A 10,787-nucleotide genomic window follows, 5' to 3' on the forward strand; every position below is an offset into this window, starting at 1 on the left:
TGATCCGTCGCCAGTTGCGCGCTGACCGCCGTTCACCGCGATCGCTCGGTCACGGCTGCGGCCAAAAAACTGCATCTGAGACAGTCCGCGGTCACGCTGCAGATTCGCAGTCTGCAGACACTGGCGGACCTCTGCAGCGGACTGCCCCCTGCGTCCGAACGAACAGCCCCGGGACGCTTTCGGTCCAGCCCGCGTTTTGTGCGTGCAGGCTGCAGGATTACCTGTGGCTCAATCGAGCTTCGGCGCGCGTCGGTGTCAGCTGGATTGCTGATAAGCATAGGCATAAGCCAGCAAGTCGGCCTCGGCCCATTGGTGCCCCACGACAATCAGCCAGAACGGCGCGCCGGATGCGTAATACCAGCCGGTACCGTCACGCCGGGACAGCCCGCAATATTGATTTCGCAGACCGCGGTTTCGTGGATGATGTCTCCGCCATGCAGCGGAGCAAGCGCGGTGCGCATCTGCGGGGAGATGACGGCATCCAGGCGTTCGCGTATGAACACATCCGCAAATAGGATTCTCTGGCGGCGATGAAGTCGGATAGATCGGACGGGCGTGTCGGCTCGGCCGTCCGCGATCACCTCATCGATGCTGCACGAAGGGTTAGAGAAGACGATCTTCCGCTTTCGCTGTCGCTACGTGTCACCGGCCTCAACGGGGTGACCGCCTATTTCGGACTGCTGGACGTCGGATGTCCGCGTCCCGGTGATACTGTAGTCGTATCGACCGCGGCCGGCACGGTGGGCTCGGCGGTCGGTCAGATCGCGGAAATCTCCGGTTGCCGGACTATCGGGATTGCCGGCGGGTCGGCAAAGATCACCCCAGTGCCGTGAGCTGTTCGGTTACGATGTGGCGATCGATCGTTGACATGCAGATCCTCAGGATTTCAACCCGAAAGACCGCCGACGCACATCCGTCCTTGCTCGAACGATCTGTTGACGTAGCAAGTCCGAGAGACTCGATCTTCTCACCAAGGTCTCCCGCTGTATTCGATCGCTCGGCAGCAACGGCCGTATATTAGCTCTTGTCGAGCTCAGCTTCGGTCAGCTTGAACTTGACCTGTTTTCGGATTTCCGCAACAGCGTGAAACAGAGCCTTAATTGCTGACGGGCTGAGTGCAACCGTCGCATCCTCAGCTACCTGCCTAGCGAGAGGAAGCAATTTGGTCTTGAGAGCCTTTCCCTTGGGCGTCAAGAACACATGCAATTTGCGCCGGTCTTCTAGGCTACGGACTCGCCGTACTACCCCCTTACGCTCCATCACTTGGATCGCGGCTAGTGTGCTTGGCTCCATGGTTTCGATGCGCAGCGAGAGTTCCCGCTGGGTCAACCCATCTTCTTCCCAGAGCGTCCGCAAGTAATACCACATGCCCAAGGTGACCCCATGTGGCTCGATCTTTGTCTGCAGATATCTCTGTAGAACCCGATGGGTCATTCGAATCTGATAGCCTATGCTTTCTGTCACCGGGAGAATCTCGTCTGACCCCACTCTCTTTCGGCCATGCCCTGTCAGATTTTTGGAAGGTTTGCTTCTCATCGAATCCTCTGAGCCGATTTTATTCATACCCCTGGATTCTGACCTGTTCGGCTTTCAAGACTGGGGTCATCGAAGGCTAACGTAAGCCTCTTCCCCACCTTGGGTAGATCGAGATTCCCTCAAGGCGCCAGCATCAACCAATGCCGGCGCTTTTCTTCGATAGCTATAGATGGCTCCCCGTAAACTACGCCGACCATCCATTGGAGCCCACCCTTAGCTTGGAGCCTTTCACAAGATTGCCCCGCAGCTCCGTTGCTCAGGAACGAGGGACAGCTATCAGCCGTCATACTAGCGCAGGAAAACTTCGCACTCATTGTCTTGTTGCGGCCTGCACTCTATTTGCCAAGCCCTATCCGCTGGCAGCGCAGGTTGAACAACATCAAGACAGCATGGAGCGAGCAGTATCTTCAATGTCACTATGAACGATTTGACCCGGTGATTGCACGGGCGCTTAGATCCTGAACCTGGGTCTGTTGGCAAGGCATGCTTTGGAATTTGAGCGATACGCACCAGTCGTGGAGCGGTGGACGACATAGAGGCCTGCGTGGCCGCGTCGAAGACGGGAAGTCCGGCGGTGGACTCTGCTACGGCTATCGCATCGTCAAAAAGCTGGACGAACGTGGCGAGCCGATCCGCGGCGATCGCGAGATCGATGAAGCGCAGGCAATTGTGGCGCGACGCATTTTCAAGGAATTCGCGTCTGGCATCAGCCTGCGCGCGATCGCGAAGCTCTAAATGCTGAGAGTACCGTCAGTCCCGATGAAAATCTATGGAATGGCACAACGATCCGCGGACACGTAAAGCGCGGCACTGGCCTCATCAACATGAGTTGTATGTCGGCGGGCTGGTGTGGAACAGACAGCGCCACGTCAAAGACCCGAGCACCGGGCGGCGGGTGTCGCGCAGGAACGCGGAATCAGAGTGGATTGTCGTTGAGGTTCCAGAACTCAGGATTATCGACGATGAACTCTGGCAGGCGGTGAAAACACCTCAGAGCGAAATCGCCCTGATGCGTGATCTAACTGATATCGGACGAGGTCCACCATCTCAGCGCAACATTTTTTTCACGGTGACGATTTGCCGAATGACCCAAGGGAATTCAAGGCAGCAAAAAACCCGCTATCCTATTGGAATAGCGGGCGAATGTTTGGTTGCGGGGATAGGATTTGAACCTATGACCTTCAGGTTATGAGCCTGACGAGCTACCGGGCTGCTCCACCCCGCGCCAAACCTTTCGGAAAACCAGAGACGAAACGAAGTCGGCCAACGCCAAGGCGTCGATCGATCCCAGTCCGGAGGCTTCCTGAGAAGACAACCGGGGCAAAGCCCTCGGTGCGAGGGGTATGTACCAATGCCGGCCGGCTTTGGAAAGGGGCAGCGACGATCTTTTTGCGCTTTTATGACGGTCCGGGAAAACGCCGATCTGCCCTGTTTCGGCACAACCCGGCGCAGCACGAATTGCAATCGCCGAAGCTCGCTTTTCAGGCCCGCTGGACGCCCTTTGGCGGCCTAGTTCAGCAGAAAGCCACCATCCACAGTCACGGCGCTCCCGGTCATGTAGCGCGAGGCCTGCGAGGCCAGCAGCAGAATGGCACCGTCGAGATCGCTCTCATGACCGACCCGGCGCTGCGCGATGCGCTTGACCAGCTTCTCGCCCACGGGCGTGTCCCACGCGGCGTGGTTGATGTCGGTATCAATGTAGCCTGGCGCCAGCGCATTGACGCGAATGCGGTGCGCGGCGAGTTCCAGTGCCAGTGCCCTGGTCGCCTGCACGATGCCGGCCTTGGAGATCGCATAAGGCGACACCGCCTTGGTCAGCCCGAAGCCGAGGACGGAAGCGATATTGACGATATTGCCCTCCACTTTATGCGCGATCATGCGGCGCGCGGCTTCGGTCGCCGCGAAATAGGCGCCCTTGAGATTGGCCCCGATGACCGCGTCCCAATCCGCCTCGGTCTGATCGATGGCCATCTTCTCCACCGCGATGCCGGCATTGTTGATCAGCACGCTGACCGGCCCGAGCGCAGCTTCAGCGGCATCAAACGCGTTTGCGATCGAGGCATTGTCGGTGACATCCATCGACACCGCGACAGCGCGGCCCCCCTTGTCCGTGATTTCCTTCTGCAGGCTCTCTAGCTTGCCCATCTGCCGCGCTGCGAGCACCACAGCTGCACCATGCGCGGACAGCACGCGCGCAAATTGCCGGCCGAGGCCCTGCGAGGCTCCGGTGATGAGGATGGTTTCTTTACTGACGTCGAATATCCCGGACATGGCATTTCCCTTTGATTTTGCCCTAGTGATACCCGGCATTGCCGCGATCGCAAACCGCCGCGCTCCGCCGATTTCTTTGACGCGGAATTGCCGCATGGGGACGAAGCCGCGATGAACAGTTTCGATGTCGTCGTTTATGTCGGCCTGATCGTCGCCATGGTCATCGGCTTTCGCGCCGGATTGTTGCGCAGTGCGGTCACCATCCTGGGCTATCTGATCGCCATGCCGATGGCTGTCTGGATCACCGGGCTGATCGCTCCGCAACTGTCCGGTAGCGCAAGCGCCCCGACCACGCAGAACTCGTTGCTGTTCTTCGCGATCTTCCTGGTGTCGGGCATCGTGCTCGGCTCGCTGCTGCGCATGGCGATCAACGACATGATCGGCCACGAGATCGGCATCGGCGACAGGCTCGGCGGCGCTTTGCTCGGCGCCATTCGCGTCGGCCTGATCGCGGTGACGCTGGTGCTGATCTTCGACCAGCTTGTGCCGGCCGACAGGCAGCCAGCCTATATGACCGGCTCACAGCTGCGGCCCCTGCTGTCGCTGGCCGGGCAGAAGGGCGTCAAATCGCTGCCGCCGGACGTGACTGCCACCATAGAGCAATGGAAACGCGCGCATCGGCTCTGACATCGGCGCCCTTATCAGGCCGCTTGCGACGGGCTAGACTGGCCCCCTCTTTTCTTCGCCAGTTCGACAACTTCAGGAGTGATATCGTGGATCTTGGAATCAAAGGCCGCCGCGCGCTTGTCTGCGCATCCAGCAAGGGCCTCGGCCGTGGTTGCGCCGAAGCGCTGGCCGCAGAAGGCGTGCATGTCACGATGACTGCACGCGGCGGTGACGTGCTGGCGGCGGCCGCTGCCGATATCCGCAAGGCCTATCCCGGCGTCGAGGTCACCGAAGTCGTCGGCGATATCACCACGGTCGAAGGCCGCGAAGCCGCGCTGAAGGCAGCCGGCCAGATCGACATCCTCATCAACAATGCCGGCGGCCCGCCGCCCGGCGATTTCCGCAACTGGACCCGCGACGACTGGATCAAGGCCATCGACGCCAACATGCTGACCCCGATCGAGCTGATCAAGGCGACGGTGGACGGCATGATGGAGCGCAAGTTCGGCCGCATCGTCAACATCACATCGGCCGCCGTGAAGGCGCCGATCGATGTGCTCGGCCTGTCGAACGGCGCCCGCAGCGGCCTTACCGGCTTCATCGCCGGCCTGTCGCGCAAGACCGTGCGCGCGAATGTCACCATCAACGGCCTGTTGCCGGGCCCGTTCAACACCGACCGCCTGAAGGGCGTTGCCGCCGGTCAGGTCAAGGCGACAGGTCTTTCGGTCGACGAAATCCTGACCAAGCGCGCCGCCGAAAATCCGTCGGGTCGCTTCGGTGAAGCCGATGAATTCGGTCAGGCATGTGCATGGCTGTGCAGTTCGAAATCCGGCTTCATCACCGGCCAGAACATCGTTCTCGACGGCGGCGCTTTCCCCGGCACGATGTAACTCGACGACATCTCAAGACGCGAAAAGGCGATCGGCTCGCATGCCGATCGCCTTTTGTTTTTGTGTTACGCGCTCAATGGACCGGCGTGGTGCGTTCGCTGGACCAATCGACGCCGAATTCTTCCAGGCCTTCGGCGAGGAGATCGCCGAGCAAAGGCTCGCCGAGCAGATAGCGCGCGGTGCGCCCGTTGCGGCCTTCTGCGGCTTCGCGGCGCAAGTCGCTCCATTCCTCGATAGTGGCGTCGCCGCGTCCCAGCCGCATCAGGGCGACGAGATCGATCTGCTCGTCTTCGGTGAGCGCGCTGATGAAGCCCGCGATTTCCCGCGCCACGGGATCCTCGCCATTGTCCTCCAACACATCGATCATATCGTCATCGGCGCCGTTCGAACCGGAATCGGAATCCGAGGCGATATCCTTGGCATCGAACTGCCGCGCCTTCTCGATCAGGAAGCCGACTTTCTCGGATGAAATCGCTAGTTCTGGCATCGCACGCTCCTCGCTGCAGGGCCCGGTGTTGCACTCTGACAACGCGCAGCCCGGCGAGATGATCCATTGCGCGCCACGCCGGAAACCCGCATCTTTCCAGCCCTAAAAAGAACAATGGGGTGAACGCCTGATGCAATGGACGGTCGGCAAGGTCAGGATCACGCGGATCATCGAAGGCGAGACGATTGGCAGCACACGCTTCATTCTCCCGCAGGTTGGCCCCGATGAGGTCCATGCGCTGCCGTGGCTGATGCCGGAATTTGCAACTCCTGAAGGCCGGCTGAAAATGTCGATCCATGCGCTGGTCGTGGAAACACCGACGCAGCGCATCGTCGTCGATACGTGTCTCGGCAACGACAAGCAGGGCCGTTCAGTTCCGACGTGGAATGACCTGCACACGCCGTTCCTCGAGAACATGACGGCGGCGGGCTTCCCGCCGGAGAGTATCGACACGGTGCTGTGCACGCATCTGCATGTCGATCATGTCGGCTGGAACACAAAACTGGTCGATGGCCGATGGGTTCCTACATACCCGAATGCACGCTATGTGTTTGGGCAGCACGAATACAACTACTGGGCGGCGCATAGCGATACGGCGTCGCATCTCGCCGTGTTCAACGATTCCGTAAAGCCGATCGCCGATGCCGGGCTGATGGATCTCGTTGCCAGCGATGCGCAACTCTCGGACGAGGTCACGCTGATCCCGACACCGGGCCACAGCCCCGGCCATATGAGCGTGCATATCAAATCCGCGGGCGAGGAAGCGCTGCTGACCGGCGACGCCGCACATCATCCGGTGCAGATGGCGCATCTCGACTGGTCGTCCACGGCGGATGCCGATCCCCTGCAATCCGCCGTATCGCGGCGCGCATTGTTCTCGCGTTTTGCGGATACGCCGACACTGGTGATCGGCGGTCACTTCGGTGCCGGCCACATCATGCGCGAGGGCGATGCTTTCAGATTTGCCGCGCTGCAGCACTGATTTTTGCGGCTCTGACCTTTCTGTCGCGCGGTTGAATTTCCCCGCGCCCTGTTCCACAACCTTTCAGGCAAGCCCCAAGGGAGACGACAATGAAGCTCGTAAGATACGGCGCGTTCGGCAGCGAAAAGCCGGGACTGATCGACAAGGACGGCAAGCTGCGTGACCTCTCCGGCCAGGTGAAAGATCTGGCTGACGATGCATTTGCGCCTGCCAATCTTGCCAAGCTCGCTGCGCTCGACCCGGCGTCGCTGCCTGCCGTAAGCGGCTCGCCGCGCATTGGCTCGCCCGTTGGCGGCAAGCCGAAGTTCATCGCCATCGGCCTGAACTATGCCGACCACGCCGCTGAATCGAACATGCCAATTCCGTCGGAGCCCATCGTCTTCATGAAGGCGCTGAACAGCCTGTGTGGCCCCAATGACGATGTGGAAAAGCCCCGCGGCTCGACCAAGCTCGACTGGGAAGTCGAACTCGCCATCGTCATCGGCACCAAAGCCAAATATGTGACCGAAACCGATGCGCTGAAGCACGTCGCCGGCTACAGCGTCTGCAATGACGTTTCCGAGCGCTTCTTCCAGATCGAGCGCGGCGGTCAGTGGACCAAGGGCAAGTCACACGACACGTTCGGCCCGCTCGGCCCGTGGCTGGTCACATCAGACGAAGTCGGCGACGTGCACAAGCTCAGCATGTATCTCGACGTCAACGGCAAGCGCTGCCAGACGGGTTCGACTGCGACCATGATCTTCAACGTGCCGCAGATTGTCTCGTATCTGTCCGGCATGATGACGCTGATGCCCGGCGACATCATCACCACAGGCACGCCGCCCGGCGTCGGCCTCGGCATGAAGCCGCCGAAATTCCTCGAAGTCGGCGACGTCATGACGCTCGGCATCGAGAAGCTCGGCGAGCAGAAGCAGAAAGTGGTTGCGGCTTAAGGCGCATCACTCTCCTCGTCATGGCGAGGAGCGAAAGCGACGAAGCAATCCAGAAGGCCACAAAGCAAGGACTGGATTGCTTTGCTGCGCTCGCAATGACGACCAATAGAACTGAGTAAAGGACCAAAAATGAAGCTGACTTTTTCTCCGGGTTCGCCCTTTGCACGCAAGGTGCGCATCGCGGCGATCGAACTCGGACTGATCGACAAGATCGAACTGGTGGCGGCTTCAGTCGCACCGACGCAGAAGAACGAGACCTATTCGCATGACATCAGCCCGGTCAGGAAATTGCCGGCGCTGATCCTCGATGATGGTAATGTCATCGTCGATTCCTATGTCATCACCGAATATCTCGACGAGCTCGCCGGCGGCAACAAGCTGATCCCGGCCTCGGGTCCGGCGCGCTGGAAGGTGAAGAGCGAGCATTCGATGCTGCAGGGCATGACGGATGCGATGCTGCTGTGCCGCTACGAGGTCGGCGTGCGCCCGAAAGAGCTTCTGTGGCAGGCTTGGTATGACGATCAGTGGGATCGCGCCTGGCAGGGGCTCGCACGTTTCGAAAATCATCCGGACATCCTGACGCGTCCGCTGGATGCGGCGCAGATCGCGCTCGTCTGCGTGCTCGGTTATGCCGACTTCCGCTTCCCGGATTGCGGATGGCACAAGGCGTTCCCGAAACTCGACGCTTTCCACAACAAGATGCTGCAACGGGAAGCGGTCAAGATTTCCGTTCCGCCAAAGGGTTAGGGTCGAAAAGCGGCCTGACGCGATTTCACGTCAGCTTGCGAAAATCCTGCGTCAGGCCTGCGGCAATCTTGCGGCAGATCTAGTCGAACAGCGAGGGCGTGTGATTCACATACGCGCCCTCGATGGCGAGCATCTTGAGCTTGGTCTCGACGCCGCCATTGGCCGAAAATCCGCCCGGCTTGCCGCCGGCAGCCAGCACCCGGTGACACGGCACGATCACCGGACACGGATTCTGCCCCATCGCCTGCCCAACATTGCGTGACAGTTCGACACCGCCGAGCTTCTTGGCGATATCGCCATAAGTCAGCGTTGCGCCCGGCGGGATCTGGCGGGCAATCGCATAGACGTTGCGATTGAATTCGGGGACGTCGGTGAGATCGAGATCGATATCGAGAAGATCGACCGGCTTGCCGGTCATCAGTTCGACGATACCGTCGATGGCTGCCTGTACCGCAGGCGGCGGCGCGGCTTCGACGACCTCCGCATGGCGCTGCTTGATGCGCACACGGGTCTGTTTTTCGTCCGGCTGCGGCAATTGCACAGCAACGATGCCGCGATCGGCCCATGCGATGCCGCAGCGGCCGATGGCGGTGTCGAAGAGAGTGAACTGAACGTCGGTCATATGAGCCTCCATCGATCGCATCAGCATCCGATGTGGTGAGGTCCGGAGTTTGCGACGATTTTCAGCCATTCGCCACCCGATTCCGGAGTGGCAAACAGCTTTGTCTCAGCTCTGCTCGCGTGACGGCATTGAGGCGGCCTTGTGGATGAAGGCCTGGCCGAGCATGTCGAGGATTTCCTTGGTGGCCACGAACATGAACACACCGGCCTCGGTGTCGAAGGAGATGCCGACCACGGTCGGATCAGGCTGGAAGTCCAACAGGCTGTAGCCCTTCAGCGGGAGGGCGGGAACTTCTTTCGGATTCGACATGTCGGTCTCCCGCGTCAATGAAAGGCTCGTGAAAGCCGGAATAACGAGGGCTTAGACAACAATTCGGAGCACGCCAAGGCGTTATTTCGTAGCGTTGGCCAGGCCTCCAACGACAATCGGGACCGCATAGCGGCCCCGATCTTCAGAAGTCCAAGCCGTGCGATGGCAATGGCGGACTTACTCGTCGTTCTGCATCGCTGCGGCCAGCTTGTCGTAATATTTGCCGACGAGGTCGATATTGCCCTTGTTCTCGACTGCTGGCGGCGGCGATTTGAGCGCGGCGTTGAGATCGGCGAGCGCGGCTTTCTTGTCCTTGGCCGGCATCTTCTTGTCGGCCTGCACGGCCGCGATCTGCTGCTTGAAGACCACTTCGGGGCCGACATATTTCTTGGTCTGCGGATCGAAGCCGCCCAGCACCAGCATGATGTTTTCGACGACGTCGTTGTAGTCGCCGTAGTTCGCAAAGCCGTTTTTCTTGGCGACGTCATCGAGCTGCGCGACCACTTTGGGATCCGGCTTGTCTGGCGCCTGCTGCGGCAGCTTTGCGGTCACCGCATCAAGATCCTTCTGTGCGGCCAGCACCTGCTCGATCTGCTTGTCAGTCAGCGCAATCTGCTTTGGCGCCGGCGCATTTTGTGCGGGAGCTGCGGTGGGTGCCGGCGTGGGCGGCGTCTGTTTTGCGGCGGGCTGTTTCTGCGCCTGCGCATATGCAGCGCCAGTGACGGGAATCGTCGCAAGGCCTGCGATGGTCAGGGCGACGATGGCGGGGCGAAGGATGGAACGCATGAAGATCTCCTCGGCAAATTGGAGCGACCAGGGAAAGTCGATCGCGGAGCGAAACCGGTTCAACGAGCCCGGTTGGCAGAGGATGGAATGCTGCAGCTGAATCGTGGCTGAATGATCGCAGCGGCCGGTCGTCCCTTCCCCCGGCTGCTCGGTTACCGATCTTCCGGCCATTACCCGCTTATGGTGCATGTACGACCAACAACGCAGGCCGCCATTCCGACGATCAGTCGTCCTTCAGCGCGACGGCGAGCTTGTCGTAATACTTGATCGCGAGATCGATATTGCCCTTGTTTTCAACAGCTGGCGGTGGCGACGCCATCTTGGCATTGAGATCGTCGATCGCCTCCTTCCTGTCTTCGGCTGACAGGCTCTTGTCCGCCTGAACGGTGGCGATCTTCTGCTTGATCACGGCAACCGGCCCCACATAGGTCTTCGTCTTCGGATCGATGCCCGCCATTGCGAGACCGATATTGTCGAACAAGATCGTATACTCGGCGTAATTTGCAAAACCATGCTTCTTGGCGACACCATCGATCTGGGCAAGGACCGCTGCGTTCGTTCCGGGAGTGGCGACAAAGCCGTCGAGATCTTTCTGCGCTGCGAGCAACGCCACCACCTG

Annotated in this window: 14 protein-coding genes, 1 tRNA gene and 3 pseudogenes (1 of these 18 only partly in view); 9 read left to right on the forward strand and 9 right to left on the reverse strand. The window is 60.1% G+C overall.

The window, feature by feature from the left end:
* Positions 1 to 21: 21 nt before the first annotated feature.
* Positions 22 to 108: pseudogene (locus tag AB8A50_RS17690) on the forward strand (helix-turn-helix domain-containing protein); the annotation flags it as partial.
* Positions 109 to 255: 147 nt separating this feature from the next.
* Here AB8A50_RS17690 and AB8A50_RS17695 read toward each other — a convergent pair.
* Positions 256 to 568: pseudogene (locus tag AB8A50_RS17695) on the reverse strand (amidase); the annotation flags it as partial.
* A gap of 67 nt (positions 569 to 635) precedes the next feature.
* On the opposite strand from AB8A50_RS17695, the pseudogene AB8A50_RS17700 reads away from it, so the two are divergent.
* A pseudogene (locus AB8A50_RS17700) lies at positions 636 to 815 on the forward strand (NADP-dependent oxidoreductase); the annotation flags it as partial.
* A 202-nt stretch (positions 816 to 1,017) separates the two neighbouring features.
* On the opposite strand, the gene AB8A50_RS17705 reads toward AB8A50_RS17700, so the two are convergent.
* On the reverse strand, positions 1,018 to 1,563 hold the full coding sequence (locus AB8A50_RS17705; RefSeq protein ID WP_439078453.1) for a MarR family winged helix-turn-helix transcriptional regulator: 546 nt from the start codon (positions 1,561 to 1,563) through the stop codon (positions 1,018 to 1,020).
* A 456-nt stretch (positions 1,564 to 2,019) separates the two neighbouring features.
* On the opposite strand from AB8A50_RS17705, the gene AB8A50_RS17710 reads away from it, so the two are divergent.
* Together AB8A50_RS17710 and AB8A50_RS17715 are read left to right on the forward strand one after the other, a co-directional pair.
* Positions 2,020 to 2,271, forward strand: coding sequence for a hypothetical protein (locus tag AB8A50_RS17710; RefSeq protein ID WP_439078454.1), 252 nt, complete (start codon positions 2,020 to 2,022; stop codon positions 2,269 to 2,271).
* A gap of 34 nt (positions 2,272 to 2,305) precedes the next feature.
* Positions 2,306 to 2,728, forward strand: a complete 423-nt coding sequence (locus tag AB8A50_RS17715; RefSeq protein ID WP_439079990.1) for a recombinase family protein — start codon at positions 2,306 to 2,308, stop codon at positions 2,726 to 2,728.
* Here AB8A50_RS17715 and AB8A50_RS17720 read toward each other — a convergent pair.
* Together AB8A50_RS17720 and AB8A50_RS17725 are read right to left on the reverse strand one after the other, a co-directional pair.
* Positions 2,685 to 2,761: transfer RNA gene (locus AB8A50_RS17720), tRNA-Met, on the reverse strand. The genes AB8A50_RS17715 and AB8A50_RS17720 overlap by 44 nt on opposite strands.
* Positions 2,762 to 3,045: 284 nt before the next feature.
* Positions 3,046 to 3,807, reverse strand: a complete 762-nt coding sequence (locus AB8A50_RS17725) for an SDR family NAD(P)-dependent oxidoreductase (RefSeq protein ID WP_439078455.1) — start codon at positions 3,805 to 3,807, stop codon at positions 3,046 to 3,048.
* Positions 3,808 to 3,918: 111 nt separating this feature from the next.
* Here AB8A50_RS17725 and AB8A50_RS17730 point away from each other — a divergent pair, with 111 nt between their 5' ends.
* Positions 3,919 to 4,434 (forward strand): CvpA family protein, encoded by a 516-nt coding sequence (locus AB8A50_RS17730; RefSeq protein WP_439078456.1) that lies wholly within the window; start codon positions 3,919 to 3,921, stop codon positions 4,432 to 4,434.
* An 86-nt stretch (positions 4,435 to 4,520) separates the two neighbouring features.
* Positions 4,521 to 5,303 (forward strand): SDR family oxidoreductase, encoded by a 783-nt coding sequence (locus AB8A50_RS17735; RefSeq protein ID WP_120287227.1) that lies wholly within the window; start codon positions 4,521 to 4,523, stop codon positions 5,301 to 5,303.
* 73 nt (positions 5,304 to 5,376) lie between these two features.
* Here the strand turns inward: AB8A50_RS17735 and AB8A50_RS17740 are convergent, their stop codons facing one another.
* Positions 5,377 to 5,790: a DUF3775 domain-containing protein gene (locus AB8A50_RS17740; RefSeq protein WP_439078457.1), complete on the reverse strand. Its 414-nt coding sequence runs from the start codon at positions 5,788 to 5,790 to the stop codon at positions 5,377 to 5,379.
* Positions 5,791 to 5,920: 130 nt separating this feature from the next.
* On the opposite strand from AB8A50_RS17740, the gene AB8A50_RS17745 reads away from it, so the two are divergent.
* The 3 genes from AB8A50_RS17745 (at position 5,921) to AB8A50_RS17755 (ending at position 8,451) form a co-directional block, all read left to right on the forward strand.
* Complete coding sequence (locus AB8A50_RS17745; RefSeq protein ID WP_439078458.1) at positions 5,921 to 6,772, forward strand: MBL fold metallo-hydrolase; 852 nt, start codon at positions 5,921 to 5,923, stop codon at positions 6,770 to 6,772.
* 89 nt (positions 6,773 to 6,861) lie between these two features.
* On the forward strand, positions 6,862 to 7,704 hold the full coding sequence (locus tag AB8A50_RS17750; RefSeq protein WP_439078459.1) for a fumarylacetoacetate hydrolase family protein: 843 nt from the start codon (positions 6,862 to 6,864) through the stop codon (positions 7,702 to 7,704).
* A 129-nt stretch (positions 7,705 to 7,833) separates the two neighbouring features.
* On the forward strand, positions 7,834 to 8,451 hold the full coding sequence (locus tag AB8A50_RS17755; protein WP_439078460.1) for a glutathione S-transferase family protein: 618 nt from the start codon (positions 7,834 to 7,836) through the stop codon (positions 8,449 to 8,451).
* A gap of 79 nt (positions 8,452 to 8,530) precedes the next feature.
* Here the strand turns inward: AB8A50_RS17755 and AB8A50_RS17760 are convergent, their stop codons facing one another.
* From AB8A50_RS17760 to AB8A50_RS17775, 4 genes are all read right to left on the reverse strand, one after another.
* The gene (locus AB8A50_RS17760) at positions 8,531 to 9,073 is read right to left on the reverse strand and encodes a methylated-DNA--[protein]-cysteine S-methyltransferase (RefSeq protein ID WP_093757381.1); all 543 of its coding nucleotides are present in this window, start codon (positions 9,071 to 9,073) and stop codon (positions 8,531 to 8,533) included.
* A gap of 105 nt (positions 9,074 to 9,178) precedes the next feature.
* Positions 9,179 to 9,382, reverse strand: coding sequence for a hypothetical protein (locus AB8A50_RS17765; protein ID WP_068729147.1), 204 nt, complete (start codon positions 9,380 to 9,382; stop codon positions 9,179 to 9,181).
* 177 nt (positions 9,383 to 9,559) lie between these two features.
* Complete coding sequence (locus AB8A50_RS17770) at positions 9,560 to 10,168, reverse strand: hypothetical protein (RefSeq protein ID WP_439078461.1); 609 nt, start codon at positions 10,166 to 10,168, stop codon at positions 9,560 to 9,562.
* Positions 10,169 to 10,391: 223 nt separating this feature from the next.
* Positions 10,392 to 10,787 carry the 3' portion of a hypothetical protein gene (locus tag AB8A50_RS17775; protein WP_439078462.1) on the reverse strand. The gene runs 144 nt beyond the window's last position, so the window shows 396 of its 540 coding nt (coding positions 145–540); the start codon falls outside the window, past its right edge; the stop codon is at positions 10,392 to 10,394.

It is taken from the genome of Tardiphaga sp. 841_E9_N1_2, from assembly GCF_051811065.1.
In the GTDB taxonomy this organism is placed as follows: Bacteria; Pseudomonadota; Alphaproteobacteria; order Rhizobiales; family Xanthobacteraceae; genus Tardiphaga; species Tardiphaga robiniae.